The organism is Streptomyces sp. NPDC014991 (assembly GCF_043080665.1).
Classification (GTDB): domain Bacteria; phylum Actinomycetota; class Actinomycetes; order Streptomycetales; family Streptomycetaceae; genus Streptomyces.
The window spans coordinates 59,619-77,785 of record NZ_JBIBVY010000017.1 but is presented as its reverse complement, the minus strand read 5'-3'; the positions used below and the strand labels follow the sequence as shown (position 1 = coordinate 77,785).

Sequence of the window (18,167 nt, the reverse complement as noted above, 5' to 3'; positions counted from 1 at the left end):
GCCGGGTTCAGCCCGCCGCGGCGACGGCCGGGGGCGCGAGCGGTACGCCGAGCGCCTCCAGCCGTCTGATCTTCTTCCGTACGACGTACAGCGGGATCACTCCGAACACGCCGAACGACATGTCGATCAGGGTCCACCAGAAGGGGATTCCGCGGACGGGTCCGCAGACGAGGGCGAGCGGGACGATCCCGGCGCAGGCGATCATGCCGAACTCGACGACCCAGATGTTGCGCACGGGGTCGCGGTACGGGCCGTAGAAGGCGACGGCGATGACGAGGTGCGCGAAGGCGAGCCAGTCGGTGCCGTAGAGGATGAATGGGTGGTCGGCGTCGACGGCGTCCAGTCCGTCCCGCACCCGGGAGATCCACCCCATGAGCCCCGGCAGGTGCTCCGGCACGGACAGCGCACGCAACGCGCTCTCGGTCCAGCGCAGTTCGTGCACCAGGGGAAACGCGGTGGCCCCGCTCAGCACGAGACACACGACGAAGAGAACCAACCAGACGCGGATGCCCTTGAGCAGGGCGGCCCTGTCGCTCATGCCCGAAGCCTACGCCAACAATTGAACGCGTTCAAAATCAGCTCGGCGGGCACCCGCCCACGCCCTGCGGGCTGCCGGCCGCGTCGTCACAGACCCGCGATCCGGTTCCACCGCCGGGCGAACTCCCCTCGTTCCGCGGACGTGATGTCGCGGGCGACGGCGAGGCGCTCGCGCATGCCGTGGTCCGGGAAGATCAGGGGGTTGTCGGCGAGGGCCGCGGTGTCCTTGTCCCCGGACGCGGCCAGGACGTCGCGGGCGGCCGGGACCGGGCACACGTAGTTGACCCAGGCGGCGAGCCGCGCGGCGGGCTCGGGGGCGTAGTAGTAGTCGATCAGGCGCTCGGCGTTGGCCCTGTGGCGGGCCCGGTCGGGAATCATGAGGGAGTCCGACCACAGCTCGCCGCCCTCCTCGGGGACGACGAAGCGGATGTCGGGGTTGTCGGCCTGGAGCTGGATGACGTCACCGGAGTACGCCTGGCAGGCGAGGACGTCGCCGCTGACCAGGTCCTTGGTGTAGTCGTTGCCGGTGAAGCGGCGGATCTGGCCCCGCTGCACCTCCCGTTCCACCCGGTCGCACATCCGGTGGAAGTCGTCGGCCGTCCACCGCGTGATGTCCACGCCGTCGCCCTGCATGAGCAGCGCGAACGCCTCGTCGAGGCCGGACAGGAGCGTGATGCGCCCCTTGAGGTCCTTCGCCCACAGGTCGGAGACACGGCGGATCTCGCGGCCGAGCCTGCGGTGGTCGTAGGCGATGCCGGTGATGCCCGACTGCCAGGGCACGGTGAACCGGCGGCCCGGGTCGAAGGCGGGCGAGCGGAGCAGCGGGTCCAGGTTCTTCGCCACGTTCGGCTGGCGGGCGCGGTCCATCTCCTGCACCCAGCCCAGCCGGACGTACCGGGCGCACATCCAGTCGCTGATGACGATCAGGTCGCGGCCGGTCGACCGGTGGTTCATCAGCGCCGGGCTGATCTTGCCGAAGAACTCGTCGTTGTCGTTGATCTCCTCGACGTAGTCGACGGAGATCCCGGTCCGCCTCCCGAACGCCTCCAGCGTGGGCCGGCGGTTCGGGTCGTCGTCGTCGGTGTCGATGTAGAGCGGCCAGTTCGCCCAGGTCAGCTTCCGGTCGGCCGCCGACTCGTCGGTCACGGACCGGTCGCCGGGCCGGACGTAGGCGGCGGGCACCCCGCAGCCGGCCAGGGCACCGAGCGCGGCGGTGCCGCCGAGCGCGGCGAGGAGGGAACGGCGGGACGGCGCGGACGTACGGGAAGAAGTCTGGGGCACCCCGAAAGCATGCCGTTCCGGTCCGCGGCCGGACAATCGACGCTGCGTCGAGCGGGGCGGCGCCGGGCCGACACCTTGTCGATCAGGCGTGCGCCGAGCGCCCCCGCCACCGGCCGGGCCCCTTCGGGCCGGGGGGAGGAACGACACGGCGCGGCCCGCGGACGGGGAGGTGACCCGTCCACAAGCCGCGCTGCGCAACGCCGGCCCGCGGAGCCGGGCCGGCCGGACCCGCTCGGTCCGGCGACGTGGTCAGTCCAGCGACGTCATCACGTGCTTGATCCGCGTGTAGTCCTCGAACCCGTATCCCGACAGGTCCTTGCCGTAGCCGGACTTCTTGAAGCCGCCGTGCGGCATCTCCGCGACCAGCGGGATGTGCGTGTTGATCCACACGCAGCCGAAGTCCAGCTTCTTCGACATGCGCATCGCGCGGCCGTGGTCCTTGGTCCACACCGAGGACGCGAGGGCGTACTCGACGCCGTTGGCGTACGCGAGGGCCTGCTCCTCGTCCGTGAAGGACTGGACGGTGATGACCGGGCCGAAGACCTCGTTCTGCACGATCTCGTCATCCTGCTTCAGGCCGGAGACGACGGTCGGGGCGAAGAAGAAGCCCTTGTCACCGACCCGCTCGCCGCCCGCCTCGACCTTGGCGTGCGCCGGGAGGCGGTCGATGAAGCCGGCGACCTGCTTGAGCTGGTTGGGGTTGTTCAGCGGGCCGAAGAGGACGTCCTCGTCGTCGGGCTGCCCGGTCTTCGTCTCGGACGCGGCCTTAGCGAGCGCGGCCACGAACTCGTCGTGGATGGACTCCTGGACGAGGACGCGGGTCGCGGCCGTACAGTCCTGGCCGGCGTTGAAGAAGCCCGCGACGGAGATGTCCTCGACGGCCTTGGCGATGTCGGTGTCCTCGAAGACGACGACCGGGGCCTTGCCGCCCAGCTCCAGGTGGACCCGCTTGAGGTCCTTGGAGGCGGACTCGGCGACGGACATGCCGGCGCGTACGGAGCCGGTGATGGAGGCCATCGCCGGGGTCTCGTGCTCGACCATGAGGCGGCCGGTGTCGCGGTCGCCGCAGATGACGTTGAAGACGCCCTTGGGCAGGATCGAGCCGATGATGTCGGCGATCAGGACGGTGGAGGCCGGGGTGGTGTCCGACGGCTTCAGGACGACCGTGTTGCCGGCCGCGATGGCCGGGGCGAACTTCCACACGGCCATCATCATCGGGTAGTTCCACGGCGCGACCTGCGCGCAGACGCCGACCGGCTCGCGGCGGACGATCGAGGTCATTCCGTCCATGTACTCGCCCGCCGAGCGGCCCTCGAGCATCCGTGCCGCACCCGCGAAGAAGCGGATCTGGTCGACCATCGGCGGGATCTCCTCGGAGCGGGTGAGCCCGACCGGCTTGCCGGTGTTCTCGACCTCGGCCGCGATCAGATCCTCGGCACGCTCCTCGAACGCGTCCGCGATCTTCAGGAGGGCCTTCTGCCGCTCGGCGGGCGTGGTGTCGCGCCAGGCGGGGAAGGCGCGGGCGGCGGCCTCCATGGCGGCGTCGACGTCCGCCTGCCCCGACAGCGGCGCGGTCGCGTAGGCCTCGCCCGTCGCCGGGTTGACCACCTCCGTGGTCCGTCCGTCGGCGGCGTCCCGGAACTCACCGTCGATGTAGTTGCGCAGACGACGCAGCTCGGTGCTCACTGCCGGCCTCCTGATCTGGTTCTGACTGTCCAAACGCTGAGACACCCACCCTAGTCGCCGTACCCGCGTTTTCAACACCCCCGCCACCGCCGCTTCTGCGAAATCCGCAAGGCGGAGTCTCGTAAACAACGGATTTCATCGCTCGCACCTTGCGAAACTATCGAGACCTCGTGCACAGTGAGGCCGTGGCCAGTCGAAGCGCAGACCAGAGGGACTCGTCCCGCGAGTCCAGGAACGGCACTCCCCAGCTGGATGCCGTCTCCCTCGCCATCATTCAGCAGCTCCAGGAGGACGGCCGCCGGCCCTACGCCGCGATCGGCAAGGCCGTGGGCCTGTCGGAGGCGGCCGTGCGCCAGCGCGTGCAGAAGCTGCTGGACCAGGGCGTGATGCAGATCGTCGCCGTCACGGACCCGCTCACCGTGGGCTTCCGCCGGCAGGCGATGGTCGGCATCAACGTCGAGGGCGATGTCGAGTCGATCGCGGACGCGCTGACCGACATGTCGGAGGTCGAGTACGTGGTGATGACCGCGGGCTCGTTCGACATCCTCGCCGAGATCGTCTGCGAGGACGACGACCACCTGCTGGGCGTCATCAACAAACGCATCCGTGCCCTGCCCGGCGTGCGCTCCACCGAGAGCTTCGTCTACCTGAAGCTGAAGAAGCAGACCTACATGTGGGGAACCCGATAACCGTGAGGACCCGATAACCGTGAGCACCAAGGACCTCAGCCGCACCGCGTACGACCACCTGTGGATGCACTTCACCCGCATGTCCTCGTACGAGAACTCCCCGGTCCCGACCATCGTCCGGGGTGAGGGCACCTACATCTACGACGACAAGGGCAAGCGCTACCTCGACGGTCTCGCGGGTCTGTTCGTGGTCCAGGCCGGTCACGGCCGTACGGAACTCGCCGAGACCGCGTTCAAGCAGGCCCAGGAGCTGGCCTTCTTCCCGGTGTGGTCCTACGCCCACCCGAAGGCCGTCGAGCTGGCCGAGCGCCTGGCCGACTACGCCCCGGGCGACCTGAACAAGGTCTTCTTCACCACCGGTGGCGGCGAAGCCGTCGAGACCGCCTGGAAGCTCGCCAAGCAGTACTTCAAGCTCCAGGGCAAGCCGACCAAGTACAAGGTCATCTCGCGTGCCGTCGCCTACCACGGAACCCCGCAGGGCGCCCTGTCCATCACCGGCCTGCCGGCCCTGAAGGCCCCCTTCGAGCCGCTGGTGCCCGGCGCCCACAAGGTGCCGAACACCAACATCTACCGCGCCCCGATCCACGGTGACGACCCCGAGGCCTTCGGCCGCTGGGCCGCCGACCAGATCGAGCAGGAGATCCTCTTCGAGGGCCCGGAGACCGTCGCCGCGGTGTTCCTGGAGCCGGTGCAGAACGCCGGCGGCTGCTTCCCGCCGCCGCCCGGGTACTTCCAGCGGGTCCGCGAGATCTGCGACCAGTACGACGTCCTGCTCGTGTCGGACGAGGTCATCTGCGCCTTCGGCCGCCTGGGCACGATGTTCGCCTGCGACAAGTTCGACTACGTCCCGGACATGATCACCTGCGCCAAGGGCATGACCTCGGGCTACTCCCCGATCGGCGCCTGCATCGTCTCGGACCGGATCGCCGAGCCGTTCTACAAGGGTGACAACACCTTCCTGCACGGCTACACCTTCGGCGGCCACCCGGTGTCGGCCGCGGTGGGTCTGGCCAACCTCGACCTGTTCGAGCGGGAGAACCTCACCCAGCACGTGCTGGACAACGAGGGCGCCTTCCTCCGGACGCTCCAGAAGCTGCACGACCTGCCGATCGTCGGCGACGTCCGCGGCAACGGCTTCTTCTACGGCATCGAGCTGGTGAAGGACAAGAACACCAAGGAGTCCTTCAACGACGAGGAGACCGAGCGCGTCCTGTACGGCTACCTCTCCAAGGCGCTGTTCGACAACGGCCTGTACTGCCGTGCCGACGACCGCGGCGACCCGGTCGTCCAGCTCGCCCCGCCGCTGATCTCCGACCAGGGGACCTTCGACGAGATCGAGGAGATCCTGCGCGCGACGCTGACCGAGGCGTGGACCAAGCTCTGAGCCGCACGCCTCCGATCAGCTGATCACACCGGCCCCGGTGCCGCCCGTTCGAGTGAGAACGGCGGCCCGGGGCCGTGTGCCGTCCGCCCCCGCCCCGGTGAGCTGCCTAGCGTGCAGTGACCGATCGGCCCAGGCTTCGTTCGCCCACATGGGGCATCAGGCAAGGGAACACGGATCAGAACCGAGGTGACGCCCATGGAGTCCCCGCCGGACAACGACGTGCTCTGGGCACGCTCCCTGCACTTCGTGCACCCCGACGGCTCGCCCGGCCTCACCGGGGTGTCGCTCGGTGTGCGGGAAGGCGAGATCCTCGCCGTCAGCGGCCCGCGCGGCAGCGGCAAGACGACCCTCCTGCGCTGTCTGTCCGGCCAGGTACCGGTGCGCACCGGCGAGGTCTGGTTCAACAGCGCCCCCGTCCACACCCTCGGCCCGTCGGCCCGCGAGCGGCTGCGCCGGGACCGCTTCGGCTGGATCGACCCCGAGCCGGTCCTGGTCCCCGAGCTGAACGTCTGGGAGAACGCCGCGCTCCCGCTGATGCTGCGCGGCGCCGGCCGCCGCCGTGCCAAGGCCGCCGCGCTGGAATGGCTGGAGCGGCTGGACGTCGGCGACAAGGCCCGCTGCCGCCCGCGGGAACTGCGGCAGGCCGAACGCCAGCGCGTCGCCCTCGCCCGCGCGCTCGCCCCCGCCCCGACGGTCCTCTTCGCCGACGAGCCGACGGCCACCCTGCACCGCGCCGACCGCACCCACGTCCTGCGCACTTTGACCACGGCGGCCCGCTCGCACGGCATCACGGTCGTCCTCGCCACGCACGACACCGACACCGCCGCCCTCGCCGACCGCACGGTGACCCTGCTGGACGGGCGGCGCGTGCACACCGTGCACCTGCCGGACACACCCGACGCGGAAGGCCGGGCGGCGTGCTCGCTCTCCGCCTGATCCGCGCCGCCCGGCCCTCCGTCCAGCTGCGCCGCCTGCTGGTGGCCGCGGCCGCGGCGGGCACCGCTTTCCTGCTTCTCGCCTGCCTCGGTCACGCCCTCGGCCACCCCGAGGCCGCGGGCCCCGCCGCGAGGCGCCTGGCCTGGTGCGCGGTGCCGCTCGCCGCCACCGTGTACTTCGCGGTCGCGGTCGCCCGCACCGACCCGGCGACCCGGCCGCGCCCCGGCCTGTCCGCCGTGGGCCTCGGGCCGGCCCGCCTCATGGCCGTCTCGGCCCTGTCGACGGCCCTGGCCTGTGCCCTGGGCTCCGTGCTGGCCCTGCTGTTCTTCCTCCGCCTGCGGGGCGACCTGACGGGCACGCCGTTCCACGAAGCGGCGGCCGACTTCCTGGCCGCCGACCAGCCCCTCCCGGTGCCGGCGGCACTGACCTTGCTCACCCTGGTCCCCGCCGCCGCCTCGCTGACGGTGGCCCTGGCCCTCCGCCCACGGGACCCCCGCCCGGCGGTGCCGGCCGCCCGCAGGTACGGCCGCTTCGGGGTGTACGGCGCCGCGGCGGCACGGGAGACCTTCGGGGCGTACGGGAGGTTCGGGGCACGGTCCGGCCGGCGGCCCGCGGGCGGCACCGAGGGCGGCGGGCCCCCCGGCCGTGCCGCCGGGGCAGCTTTCGCGGGCGCGGAGGGCGGCGAGGCGGCACCGGACACGCCGGCCGGCCCGGCGCTGTCCGCGCCGGACACCGAGCGCGTCGGCCCGGGTCCCGCGTCCCTCGGCGGAGCACCCGCCGCCCCCGCCGGCCTCCCCTGGGGCGTCGCCCTCCTCGCCGCAGGTCTCGCCGTCCACGCCTATTCCGGCCGCGCCACGCCCGGCCTCTCCCCCACGGTGCTCCCCGGCTGGGTGCTCACCGCGACCGGCCTCGTCCTGGCCTCCCCCGGCCTCACCCACCTGTGCGGCCGGCTCCTCCAGTCCGTCCGGCCGGGGGCACTCCGGCTGCTCGCCGGCCGGGTCCTGATGGCGGAGGCCGCCCGGATCGGCCGTCCGCTGGGGGTGGTCTGTGCGGTGGGGTCGGCCGGTTACGCCGCGACCGCCCTGTACGGCCATGGCGGCTCCGTCTCCCTTCCCGGCCCGCTGACCACGCTCGGCGCGCTGGTCGTCGTCGGCTGCACGGTCGCCACGCTGCTCACCGCGGCCGTGGAGGCCCGCCAGTGCCGCGCCGACAGCGTCGCCGCGCTGCTCCACCTCGGCGCGCCCGCCATGCTGCTGCGTGGTGCCGCCGCCCTGCGGACCGCCGCCCTGCTGGTGCTGTTCGGCCCGCTCACCCTGGCGGTCGCCGCGCTGTCAACGCTGCCGGCGGCCCGCTGAGCCGTCCGGCACGGAAAAAAGGTGCCCGCTCGGCGATGAGTCCGGCACCGGCCGCCGGTCCACCCCACCGGAACACGACACACCGCGCAGCACCGACGGGAGAGACCCCCATGTACCAGCAGATGATCTTCGTGAACCTGCCCGTGACCGACCTCGACGCGTCCAAGAGGTTCTTCACGGAACTCGGCTACACGATCGACCCCCGGTTCAGCGACGAGAAGGCCGCCTCCGTGGTGATCAGCGACACGATCGTGGCGATGCTGCTGACGCGGCCGTTCTACGCGACCTTCACCAAGAAGGAGATCGCCGACGCGACGACCACCAGCGAGGTGCTGCTCTGCCTGAGCGCCGAGAGCCGTGAGCAGGTGGACGAGCTGGTCGACCGGGCGATCGCGGCGGGCGGCGCGGCGAGCGGTGAGACCCAGGACCACGGTTCCATGTACGGCCGCGCCTTCGAGGACCTCGACGGCCACATCTGGGAGGTGATGTGGATGGATCCGGCCGCCATCCAGGGCTGACCACCTCCCGGCCGAACGCCCGTGCCAGCATGGGCGGGTGCATCCGATACCCGCCCAACCGCCCCGTGCCGCCCATGACCGCGAGATCGAGTCCCTCGCCGAGTTCGACGAGGTGGTCGCCGAGCACGGCACACTCGCCGGGTTCCGCGTCCAGGCCGTGGATCTGACCGGCCGTACGGACGCCCTGCTCCGTCTCGACAGCACCGGTGCCGTCTTCCTCGGCTGCCCGATGGATCCCGGGGCCGCCGCCCGGGTCCGGTCGGCCGGTGCCCTGGTGTTCCCGCCGGTCCCCGGGCTCCCCTTCGACCCGTACCGGGGCTTCGTCTACACACCGGACGAGCTGTTCGACTCGCTGGCCCAGGGGTACGAGGCGACACCGGACGCGCGGGCGTACGCCTGGTTCCAGCGGACCAGGGCCGACGGTGACGTCTTCTCCTCGATGCTGCGGTCGATCCACGACGACGCCGTCTCCGACGCCCTGGACGAACTCCTCGTCGGCGCCCGGGTGGTGGGGGTCATGGGCGGCCACGCGATGGCCCGTGGCACGGCCGCCTACGCGGGTGCCGCCCGGCTGGGCCGGGCCCTGACCCGCGCCGGGTACACGGTCGCCACCGGCGGCGGGCCGGGCGCGATGGAGGCCGCCAACCTCGGCGCGTACGCCGCGCCCTTCGACGACGACATGCTGGCGGACGCGCTCCGGCTGCTGGCCAAGACGCCCTCGTTCCGGCCGTCGGTCACGGACTGGGCGCGGGCCGCCTTCGAGGTGCGCGACCGCTGGCCGGGAGGCGGGACGTCGGTGGGCATCCCCACCTGGTTCTACGGCCACGAACCGCCGAACGCCTTCGCCGCGCACCTCGCCAAGTACTTCGCCAACGCCACCCGCGAGGACGGTCTGCTGGCCCGCTCCACCGCCGGGGTGGTGTTCCTGCCGGGCGCGGCCGGGACCGTACAGGAGATCTTCGACAACGCGACGCCCAACTACTACGAGTCGCGCGGGGAGCCGGCCCCGATGGTGCTCGTGGACAGCGCGCACTGGACGCGGGAGCTGCCGGCCTGGCCGTTGCTGGAGTCGCTGGCGCGGGGGCGGGCGATGGAGTCCCGTAGCACCCTCGTTGACCGGATCGAGCAGGCGCCGGACGCCATCAAACGTCTGGGCGGTTAATAAGCGGGCAAAGTCAACGGCTGTTGACGGCCCACACGTTGACACTGCTTACGGAGCGCTTATAAACCTGTGAGCTCCCGGGGGTGCTGGGGCCTCACCTCGTCTTCCGCCCCAACTCCCCCCTCAACCCCCCGCGATTGCACTCTGTAAAGGACAAACGTTGTCCATGACTCGCCGTAGCGTACGCCGTTCCGTGCACGTTCTGGGTGTCGCCTCCGGGTCGGCGGCGCTGGTGCTGGGCCTGGCCGGGTCCGCGCTCGCCTGCGACATCAAAGACTTCTCCGCCGAAGCCCGGTGCGACGGCGCCAAGGGCGTCATCGTCGTCACCGACACGGACGCCTCCGCCGCCGACGCCACCGTCGGTGTCTTCCTCGAGGGCGACGGCGGCGTCGAGACGAAGGTCGGCGAGCAGCCGGTCAAGGGGTCGAAGGGAGGCGCCCGGATCACGTTCCCCGAACAGTGGAAGCCGAGCGCCACCTACCGGGTCCACGTCAAGGCCCCCGACGTCGACCGTGACATCAAGCCCGACCTCGTCACCCCTTCCACCGCCTGCAAGGCCGAGAGCCGGCCCCCGAAGCCGACGGCCTCCACGACACCGGCGCCGTCCCCTTCGGCGTCCGTGTCGGCGTCGGTGTCCGCGTCTGCGTCGGCGTCGCTCCCGGCCGGACCGGCGACCCCGTCGCCGGCGGCCTCCGATTCCAGCTCCGCCCCGGCGGGCGCGCCGGGCAACGCGCCGTCCCCGGCGGTCGGTGACTCCAACCTCGCCGAGACCGGCGCCGACTCCCACACCGGCCTGATCGCCGGCCTCGCGGCGGCCCTGGTGGTCGTCGGCGGCGGCGCGGTCTACGCCGGCACGCGCCGCCGCGGGGCGAAGCACAACGGCTGACACCGCGCCGCCGCACCCCGCCCCGGCCCGTCCTCCCACCCGGCGAGGACGGGCCGGTGAGGACGGGCCGGTGAGGTCAGGCCGGTGAGGTCAGGCCGGGCGACGGGCCACCACCGGCCTCGGCCGGGCCACCCGGCCGGCCCCACCTGGCCCGAAACCTGGCCGGTCCGCCTGACCGGCGGGCTCGTCGCGGTGGTGGCCAGGCGCGCGAGACGCTCAGTCGAGTACGACGGTTTCGGCCACGTCGAACTCCACCCCGACCGTGGCACCCAGCTCCGGCGCGTCCCGCAGCGCGCAGGCCGCCTCCAGCCAGGGGGCCCGCTCCGGCTGGAGACGGACGGCCACATGGGTGCCCCGGAAGGTGCGGGCGGTCACCGTGCAGGGCAGACCCTGGTCGGCGGGCACCAGCCGGATCCCGGCGGGCCGGACGAGGACCGTGCGGGCGCCCTGCGCCGAACCGTCGGGCACCGGCAGCTTGCCCCAGGGGCTGTCGGCGACCGTACCGGCGACGGTCGCCCCGACCACGTTGTCGAAACCGAGGAAGCCGGCCACGAACGCGTCGGCGGGCCGCTGCCACACCTCCAGCGGCGTGCCCGACTGCGCGATCCGCCCGTCACGCATCACCACCACCCGGTCGGCCAGCGCGAACGCCTCCCCCTGGTCGTGGGTCACCGCGAGCACGGTGGTGCCCAACCGCCTGAACAGCTCCCGCAGTTCCACCACCAGCCGCTCCCGCAGCGAGCGGTCGAGCTGGCCGAGCGGCTCGTCCAGCATGAGCAGCCGGGGCCGGGGCGCGAGCGCGCGGGCCAGCGCGACCCGCTGCTGCTCGCCGCCGGACAGGGAGGCCACCGCCCGCCGGGCGGCACCGGGCAGTCCGACCAGCTCCAGCAACTGCTCGACCCCGGCGTCCCGTTCGCCTTTGGCGACGCCGTGCATACGCAGCCCGAACGCCACGTTCGCGCCGACGTCCCGCTGCGGGAAGAGCTGGTGGTCCTGGAACATGAGCCCCACCCCCCGCTTGTGGGCGGGAACGTGGGTCTGCTCGCGGCCGTCGAGCAGCACCCGTCCGCAGTCCAGGGGTTGCAGTCCCGCCACCGCCCTGAGCAGGGTCGACTTGCCGCTGCCGCTGGGCCCGAGCACGCACACCACCTCGTGCTCGGCGACGTCGAGGCCGACGGCGTCGAGCACGGCCCGTCCGCCGAGGCGCACGGTCGCGGCGTCGAGGCTCAGCAGCATCAGAACTCTCCCGTCCGGTCGGTGCGCAGCCGCTCCAGGATCAGCAGCGCGGCGGCGCACACCACCATGAGAATGGTCGAAAGGGCCATCGCCTGGCCGTAGTTCATGTCTCCGGGACGGCTCAGCAGACGTGCCACGGCGACCGGGAGCGTGGGGTTGTCGGGCCGGGCGATGAACACGGTCGCCCCGAACTCCCCGAGCGACACGGCGAACGCGAAACCGGCCGAGACCAACAGCGCCCGCCGCACCAACGGCAGGTCCACCTCCCGCCACACCCGCCACGGCGAGGCCCCGAGCACGGCCGCCGCCTCCCGCAGACGTCCGTCCACCGCGCGCAGCACGGGCAGCATGGTCCGTACGACGAAGGGGGCGCCCACCAGGGCCTGGGCGAGCGGCACCAGGATCCACGACTGGCGCAGGTCCAGCGGCGGCCTGTCCAGCGCGATCAGGAATCCGAAGCCGACGGTCACGGCGGAGACGCCGAGCGGCAGCATCAGCAGCGCGTCGAAGCCCCGCACCAGCCGTCCCGCGTCCCGCCGGGCCAGCGCGGCGGCGGCGAGACCGCCGACCAGGACGGCGATGACGGTGGCGGCGGCGGCGTACTCCAGCGAGGTCCACACGGCGTGCACGGGCGCCACCAGGAACGTACCGCCGTCGGAGTCGGTCAGTGCCCGGTAGTAGCCGAGACCGGGCGCGTCCAGGGAACGCCGGACGAGCACGGCGAGCGGCAGCACCAGGAGCAGGGCGATCGTCAGGAGGACCCCGGCGAGCAGCGCCCACTGCCCGCCGCCGCGCGGCCGGCGGGCGGTCACCTTCGGGTCGACCAGGCGCAGGGCGGTCTCCCGACGCCTTACCGTCCGGGCGTGCACGGCGAGGATCGCGCCGACGGCGACGAACTGGACGAGGGTGAGGACGGCGGCCGTGGACAGGTCGAAGACCTCGGAGGTCTGCCGGTAGATCTCCACCTCCAGAGTGGAGAAGGTGGGGCCGCCGAGGATCTGCACCACGCCGAAGGAGGTGAAGGTGAACAGGAACACCATCAGCGCGGCGGCGGCCACGGCGGGCGCGAGCGCGGGCAGGGTGACCTGCCGCCAGGCCTTCGCCGGGGAGGCGCCCAGCATCCGGGCGGCCTCCTCCTGGCGTGGGTCGAGCTGGGACCACAGCCCGCCGACGGTGCGGACGACGACCGCGTAGTTGAAGAAGACGTGGGCCAGCAGGATCGCCCACACCGTGGTGTCCAGCCGTACGCCCCACAGCTGGTCGAGCAGCCCGTTGTGCCCGAGCAGAGCCAGGAAGGCACTGCCGGCGACGACGGTCGGGAGCACGAACGGGACGGTGACGACGGCCCGCAGCAGCTGCTCGCCCGGGAAACGCAGGCGCGCGAAGACGTAGGCGGCGGGCAGCGCGAGCAGCAGGGTGAGCGCGGTGGAGGCCAGCGCCTGCCAGGTGGTGAACCACAGCACGTGCCGGATGTCGGGCTGCGTGACGACGTCCGCGATCCGTCCGAGCCGCCAGCGGCCGTCCGCCTTCAGGCCGCGCGCGACGATCGCGGCCACGGGCCAGGCGAAGAACAGCGCGAAGAACACGGCGGGCAGGGCCATCAGCCCGAACCGCGCCGCGCTCCCCCGCCGGGCCCGCGCTACCTCAGTACGAGTGACGTCCACGTCTTGACCCACTGGTCGCGGTTGGCGGCGATCCGGTCCGGGGCCATGGTCTGCGGGTCCTTGGCCTGGGGGCCGTACTTCAGGAAGTCCGGCGGCACCTGGGCGGCCCTGCGCACCGGGTAGACGAACATGTTCAGCGGCATGTCCTCCTGGAACTCCTTGCTGAGCAGGAAGTCCAGGAACGCCTTGCCGCCCTTGGGGTTGCGGGCGTTGCTCAGCAGCCCCGCGTACTCGGTCTGCCGGAAGCAGGTGCCGCTCGCCACCCCGGTCGGGGCGGTGGCGGGCCGCTTCTTGGCATAGATGACCTCGGCGGGCGGGGAGGAGGCGTACGACACCACGAGCGGGCGGTCACCGCCGGCCTTCCTGCCCCGGGTGGAGCCGGAGAACTCCTGGTCGTAGGCCTGGTCCCAGCCGTCGACCACCTTGACGCCGTTGGCCTTGAGCTTCTTCCAGTAGGCCTGCCAGCCCCCGTCGCCGAACTGTGCGGCGCTGCCGAGGAGGAAGCCGAGGCCCGGCGAGGAGGTGGCCGCGTTCTCGGTGACGAGCAGGTTCTTGTACCGGGGCTCGGCCAGGTCGGCGAAGGTCCGCGGCGGGGTCAGCCGGTGCGCGGAGAAGTAGGCCTTGTCGTAGTTGACGCAGATGTCGCCGGTGTCGACGGGCGTGACGCGGCTTTGGGCCCCGTCGACCCGGTACTGCGGCAGGACCGTGTCGGATCCCTTGGCCCGGTACGGCTGGAACAGCCCGTTGTCCAGGGCCCGGGACAGCAGGGTGTTGTCGACGCCGAAGAGCACGTCACCCTGCGGGTTGTCCTTGGTGAGGATCGCCTTGTTGACGGCCTGGCCGGCGTCGCCGTCCTCCAGGACCTTGACCTGGTACCCGGACCGCTTCTCGAAGTCCTTCAGGACGCTCTTGGAGACGCCCCAGGAGTTGTGGCTGACGAGGGTGACGGTCCTGGAGTCCGTGGACTTCCCGCCGTCCGACGACCCGCACCCGGTCAGCGCGGGCAGGGCGAGGAGACCGAGCCCCGCCGCCACGGCCACGAGGGTCTTGTTGTGCACTGGATGTCCTCCTGGGGTGGGCCAGGAAGAGACGCGGCCCTGCCCGGACTTCCGCGAGGGAGGCCGGGCAGGGCGCAACAGCTTGAGTGGTGACCGAACTTCCTACCCAGAATGACCTGGGCGAGGTTCAGAGGGTCTGCGGCCCGGTTGCCGCACTCTCAGCGCTGTGGCGCTCCCCTGTCGGAATATGAAGATATGTGGACGTGGTCAGGTTACCGCTCGGTGGCCGCGAGCTGACCGCAGGCCCCGTCGATCTCCTGCCCGCGGGTGTCCCGGACCGTCACCGGCACGCCGTGCGCGGCGATGGCCTCCACGAACGCCTTCTCGTCCTCCGGCCTGGAGGCGGTCCACTTCGAGCCCGGGGTCGGGTTGAGCGGGATGAGGTTGACGTGCACGGGCCTGCCCCTGAGCAGCCGGCCCAGCCGGTCCCCGCGCCAGGCCTGGTCGTTGATGTCCCGGATCAGCGCGTACTCGATCGACAGCCGGCGGCCCGACTTCTCGGTGTACTCGAAGCCGGCGTCCAGCACCTCGCGCACCTTCCACCGCGTGTTCACGGGGACGAGGGTGTCGCGCAGCTCGTCGTCGGGAGCGTGCAGGGAGATCGCGAGCCGGCACTTGAAGCCCTCGTCGGCGAACCGGTGGATGGCCGGCACCAGCCCGACGGTCGAGACGGTGATCCCGCGCTGGGACAGGCCCAGCCCGTCCGGGGCCGGGTCGGTGAGCGCCCGGACGGCGCCGACGACCCGCTTGTAGTTGGCGAGCGGCTCGCCCATGCCCATGAAGACGATGTTGGACAGCCGCGCCGGTCCACCCGGCACCTCCCCGTCCCGCAGCGCCCGCATCCCGTCCACGATCTGGTGCACGATCTCGGCGGTGGACAGGTTCCGGTCCAGCCCGGCCTGCCCGGTGGCACAGAACGGGCAGTTCATCCCGCAGCCGGCCTGCGAGCTGATGCACATGGTGACCCGGTCCGGGTACCGCATCAGCACCGACTCGACCAGCGTGCCGTCGAACAGCCGCCACAGCGTCTTGCGCGTGGTCCCCTGGTCGGTCGACAGATGCCGGACGACCGTCATCAGCTCCGGCAACAGCGCGTCCCGCAGCTTGTCGCGCGACCCGGCGGGGATGTCGGTCCACTGCTCGGGGTCGTGCGCGTACCGCGCGAAGTAGTGCTGAGCGAGCTGCTTGGCACGGAACGGCTTCTCACCGATCTCGGCCACCGCGTCCTTGCGCTCGGCGGGCGTGAGGTCGGCGAGATGCCGCGGCGGCTTCTTGGCTCCGCGCGGCGCGACAAAGGTGAGTTCTCCGGGTGCAGGCATAACACATCCAGTGTCGCAGATCATCCGCGGGACCCCAGGCCAGAAGGGGGTGGGGGTGGTCACCCGTGGGCGTCGCCTGTCAGCGTCGGTCGTCCTCGGACGGCCCAGGGACGGCCCAGCCGATGGGACCTTCACCGAGGTCCAGTCCACGATTCCCCCGAAACGTCCCCCGCTGTGGACGTCGTAAGCCACACTGATCACCCTGTCCAAGCAGCAGGGGGGACTATGAGCAACCCGTACATCAATGCGCCAATCCGTGCCCGCATGTACACGAGCACGCCGCACAAGGTGATCTGGGTCGTTGTGGTCGTGGCGTCGGCTGGCCTCTTGGCACCGCCCCTGTTCTTCGTAGCAGCCAAGAAGCGTGTCGTGAGCATGGCCGTGCCTGCCATCTACGCAGTGACCGTTTACGGCTCGGCCTTCGTGGGGTCACTGCTCGGCAACCCGAAGAACTGGGTGGGTGGCGTCCTCTCCATCACGATGATCATTGCGGCCGTGCATGCCGCCATCCTCGATACGGATTGGAAGCCGGGCCGGTAGTAGCCGGCACCCAGCGCGCCTATGGCGACACGGCACTAGAAGATGCGGGCATGCTGTGGCAGACCGGCCAGATCGCCTCGTGGCGTTACCGTGCCGGGTCGCCGAGTGCTGCTGCCGTCCGTCGTCGTTGCCGTCACTGCCGTCAGATGTGACGTAGTGGGGCCTGCCATGCCGGTCTACTGATCACCGGTCGCGCTGACCAGCGACTGACGAGGCCCACGACGCAAGCGCAAAGCCTTCTGCCTGAAATCGAGTACGCCGGCACTCAGCTGATCCGCCGCAGCGTCCGCCCGTCAGATAGGCGCTATCAGGTCGGGAGGCTCCGACCTGGGATCTTACGGCGATCAGCTGACTTACTGTCATGCATCCCTCACAATGCTCCCATGGACGTCAACAACTTGCGCATCCCGGACCGGTTCGAGCGGCTTCGCGACCTTGGAGACGAGGCGCTAACCTCCATCATCATTCCAGTCGAACCGATGCTCGACGAGATCGACGAGCGCTTCATGGACATGCGCGCGGCCGATCGCGGTTCGCTCATGATCCTGCGAGGGACGTCCGGAGCGGGGAAGTCGACCTTTCTTGACACCGTCGGCTTCTTTCGTCAGAGAATCTCGACTCGTCGCATCGCCCGAGATGCGAATGTGGGCCAAGCTCTCCGCGAAGCCGCAACCTCAGAGAACACTGTGATCGTATTTGAGGGGCGAGAGGCCCTGGGCGACGTCTCTGGATCGGAGATCGAGTCCGCCATGCATGAAATCAATCAATTCGTCAGGTCGGAGGATGGGAAGCGGTCTCTTGTTGTTTGGCCCACTAACCGGGACGATCTAACGGACATGCTCGTTGGGATCGGCGAGAGCCTCGGACGGGAGGCCCTTTTTGGCGTCTCAAGTCCTGTCACCTCCTTTCAGGGGCCATCCAAGACGGAGTACTCGAGGATCGCCCAGCAGACCGTATCTGTCTTGAACGAAGGTGCCTCACTTGACGCACTGGGTATCTCTGCGGATCTGGCCAGCGATCTCGCCCGGCAGTCTGACACGATTGGTAACTATCTCGCTCGGATCCGATCGGCCGCAGTTCGTGCTGGAGCCCGCGTGGAGAAGCTCCTCACGAAAGAGCGCTACCGCCTGTGGACACTCACCGTCTCCGGCAATGATGTGGAAGGCGACGTTGCGGCCTTGACAAGGGGAGGGTTTTCCGCTGCCGACGTCGATCGGCTCTTGAGTTCCACCGGCGCAAACGTCGTCAGCGACCTTAAGAAGCATCCGGAGCAAACGGGCATTTTGGGCACGGTTCTAGATGCCCGCATTGTGAACATGGACATGGTCTGCATGCTTGCCGTAACGAGGACCTACGGTAGCCCTGAACTGCATAAGGTGATGCAGTCTAAAGATATGATCACGGCAAAGGATAGTACCGCAGCTAGGCGGCTCGTTGAGAGTGATTTGGGTATCTTGCTGCAAGATAAGCCGCTGGGCACCAGGAAGCGCGGACCCAAGCCCGGCTCCAATACCAAGGATGCGTTCGCAAAGCTCTCTGAGATTTCGAGGACTAATGACGGTCTCTTGAATGATGCCCTAGGGCGCGGTTTGGTTGAAACGGGGCTAATAGACAGCTACGAGACTGAAAGGAACCTGGGGACGGATCTCGTCTTCAATAGCGATATTTATTGCCTCAAGGCCGGGGCGCCCATTCGCCTGGAGTTGATGTGGCGCGCCAAGACGGGTCGAGCGGCCATCGCGAATTATGTACTCGGAAAAATCAATAATTACGGAAGGGCGATCGGTGTTATCAAATAGCTGCAGTCGGAATGCAAGGTCGGTGGAGCGGCTTTGGGCGGGAGCTGCTTTGGGGCGAGTGATCATGGCCCCGTAAGCTCATGGCGAGTCGGGCAGTCTGTGGACCTGCCCGTAAAG

Annotated in this window: 16 protein-coding genes and 1 riboswitch; of the genes, 9 read left to right on the top strand and 7 right to left on the bottom strand. The window is 70.3% G+C overall.

All coding sequences use genetic code 11. From position 1 onward, the window contains the following. Positions 1-7: 7 nt before the first annotated feature. The 3 genes from ACF1BE_RS24840 to ACF1BE_RS24830 all read right to left on the bottom strand — a co-directional run bounded on the left by ACF1BE_RS24840 (position 8) and on the right by ACF1BE_RS24830 (position 3,504). On the bottom strand, positions 8-538 hold the full coding sequence (locus ACF1BE_RS24840) for a hypothetical protein (RefSeq protein WP_392201223.1): 531 nt from the start codon (positions 536-538) through the stop codon (positions 8-10). 86 nt (positions 539-624) lie between these two features. After that, complete coding sequence (locus ACF1BE_RS24835) at positions 625-1,818, bottom strand: PotD/PotF family extracellular solute-binding protein (protein WP_392201222.1); 1,194 nt, start codon at positions 1,816-1,818, stop codon at positions 625-627. 249 nt (positions 1,819-2,067) lie between these two features. After that, the gene (locus tag ACF1BE_RS24830) at positions 2,068-3,504 is read right to left on the bottom strand and encodes a gamma-aminobutyraldehyde dehydrogenase (protein WP_392201221.1); all 1,437 of its coding nucleotides are present in this window, start codon (positions 3,502-3,504) and stop codon (positions 2,068-2,070) included. Positions 3,505-3,674: 170 nt separating this feature from the next. Between ACF1BE_RS24830 and ACF1BE_RS24825 the strand changes: the two genes are divergently transcribed. The 7 genes from ACF1BE_RS24825 (at position 3,675) to ACF1BE_RS24795 (ending at position 10,434) form a co-directional block, all read left to right on the top strand. Further along, a complete protein-coding gene (locus tag ACF1BE_RS24825; RefSeq protein ID WP_392201220.1) occupies positions 3,675-4,193 on the top strand; it encodes an Lrp/AsnC family transcriptional regulator in 519 nt (172 codons plus the stop codon). A gap of 19 nt (positions 4,194-4,212) precedes the next feature. Then, positions 4,213-5,577: an aspartate aminotransferase family protein gene (locus ACF1BE_RS24820; protein ID WP_392201219.1), complete on the top strand. Its 1,365-nt coding sequence runs from the start codon at positions 4,213-4,215 to the stop codon at positions 5,575-5,577. Between the two features lie 195 nt (positions 5,578-5,772). After that, entirely contained in the window at positions 5,773-6,513 is a 741-nt protein-coding gene (locus ACF1BE_RS24815) for an ABC transporter ATP-binding protein (RefSeq protein WP_392201218.1), read from the top strand. Further along, a complete protein-coding gene (locus ACF1BE_RS24810; RefSeq protein WP_392201217.1) occupies positions 6,495-7,868 on the top strand; it encodes a hypothetical protein in 1,374 nt (457 codons plus the stop codon). Before ACF1BE_RS24815 ends, ACF1BE_RS24810 begins: the two co-directional genes overlap by 19 nt. A 110-nt stretch (positions 7,869-7,978) precedes the next feature. Continuing rightward, positions 7,979-8,386, top strand: coding sequence for a VOC family protein (locus ACF1BE_RS24805; RefSeq protein ID WP_392201216.1), 408 nt, complete (start codon positions 7,979-7,981; stop codon positions 8,384-8,386). A 37-nt stretch (positions 8,387-8,423) separates the two neighbouring features. Further along, on the top strand, positions 8,424-9,548 hold the full coding sequence (locus tag ACF1BE_RS24800; RefSeq protein ID WP_392201215.1) for an LOG family protein: 1,125 nt from the start codon (positions 8,424-8,426) through the stop codon (positions 9,546-9,548). A gap of 166 nt (positions 9,549-9,714) precedes the next feature. Beyond that, positions 9,715-10,434 (top strand): LAETG motif-containing sortase-dependent surface protein, encoded by a 720-nt coding sequence (locus tag ACF1BE_RS24795; RefSeq protein ID WP_392201214.1) that lies wholly within the window; start codon positions 9,715-9,717, stop codon positions 10,432-10,434. Between the two features lie 216 nt (positions 10,435-10,650). Here ACF1BE_RS24795 and ACF1BE_RS24790 read toward each other — a convergent pair whose 3' ends face one another. The 4 genes from ACF1BE_RS24790 to rlmN form a co-directional block, all read right to left on the bottom strand. Continuing rightward, positions 10,651-11,670 carry an ABC transporter ATP-binding protein gene (locus ACF1BE_RS24790; RefSeq protein ID WP_392201213.1) on the bottom strand — a complete coding sequence of 340 codons (1,020 nt, stop codon included), beginning with the start codon at positions 11,668-11,670 and terminating at the stop codon, positions 10,651-10,653. Next, positions 11,670-13,271, bottom strand: coding sequence for an ABC transporter permease (locus ACF1BE_RS24785; protein ID WP_392201212.1), 1,602 nt, complete (start codon positions 13,269-13,271; stop codon positions 11,670-11,672). The genes ACF1BE_RS24790 and ACF1BE_RS24785 overlap by 1 nt, the downstream gene beginning before the upstream one ends. A 38-nt stretch (positions 13,272-13,309) precedes the next feature. After that, positions 13,310-14,392, bottom strand: a complete 1,083-nt coding sequence (locus ACF1BE_RS24780) for a thiamine ABC transporter substrate binding subunit (protein WP_392201211.1) — start codon at positions 14,390-14,392, stop codon at positions 13,310-13,312. Between the two features lie 81 nt (positions 14,393-14,473). Further along, positions 14,474-14,581, bottom strand: a riboswitch (TPP riboswitch). 23 nt (positions 14,582-14,604) lie between these two features. After that, positions 14,605-15,711 (bottom strand): 23S rRNA (adenine(2503)-C(2))-methyltransferase RlmN, encoded by a 1,107-nt coding sequence (gene rlmN, locus ACF1BE_RS24775; RefSeq protein ID WP_392201210.1) that lies wholly within the window; start codon positions 15,709-15,711, stop codon positions 14,605-14,607. Between the two features lie 225 nt (positions 15,712-15,936). On the opposite strand from rlmN, the gene ACF1BE_RS24770 reads away from it, so the two are divergent. Together ACF1BE_RS24770 and ACF1BE_RS24765 are read left to right on the top strand one after the other, a co-directional pair. Continuing rightward, a complete protein-coding gene (locus ACF1BE_RS24770) occupies positions 15,937-16,251 on the top strand; it encodes a hypothetical protein (RefSeq protein ID WP_392201209.1) in 315 nt (104 codons plus the stop codon). Between the two features lie 383 nt (positions 16,252-16,634). Continuing rightward, on the top strand, positions 16,635-18,050 hold the full coding sequence (locus tag ACF1BE_RS24765; protein WP_392201208.1) for a hypothetical protein: 1,416 nt from the start codon (positions 16,635-16,637) through the stop codon (positions 18,048-18,050). Positions 18,051-18,167: the final 117 nt, after the last annotated feature.

What these genes read in the sequence shown, in the direction of transcription:
- ACF1BE_RS24795 (WP_392201214.1), top strand. Translation starts at nt 9,715, where the DNA reads ATGACTCGCCGTAGCGTACGCCGTTCCGTGCACGTTCTGGGTGTCGCC.
- rlmN (WP_392201210.1), bottom strand. Translation starts at nt 15,711, where the DNA reads ATGCCTGCACCCGGAGAACTCACCTTTGTCGCGCCGCGCGGAGCCAAG.
- ACF1BE_RS24815 (WP_392201218.1), top strand. Translation starts at nt 5,773, where the DNA reads ATGGAGTCCCCGCCGGACAACGACGTGCTCTGGGCACGCTCCCTGCAC.
- ACF1BE_RS24790 (WP_392201213.1), bottom strand. Translation starts at nt 11,670, where the DNA reads ATGCTGCTGAGCCTCGACGCCGCGACCGTGCGCCTCGGCGGACGGGCC.
- ACF1BE_RS24805 (WP_392201216.1), top strand. Translation starts at nt 7,979, where the DNA reads ATGTACCAGCAGATGATCTTCGTGAACCTGCCCGTGACCGACCTCGAC.
- ACF1BE_RS24770 (WP_392201209.1), top strand. Translation starts at nt 15,937, where the DNA reads ATGAGCAACCCGTACATCAATGCGCCAATCCGTGCCCGCATGTACACG.
- ACF1BE_RS24785 (WP_392201212.1), bottom strand. Translation starts at nt 13,271, where the DNA reads ATGGCCCTGCCCGCCGTGTTCTTCGCGCTGTTCTTCGCCTGGCCCGTG.
- ACF1BE_RS24840 (WP_392201223.1), bottom strand. Translation starts at nt 538, where the DNA reads ATGAGCGACAGGGCCGCCCTGCTCAAGGGCATCCGCGTCTGGTTGGTT.
- ACF1BE_RS24765 (WP_392201208.1), top strand. Translation starts at nt 16,635, where the DNA reads ATGGACGTCAACAACTTGCGCATCCCGGACCGGTTCGAGCGGCTTCGC.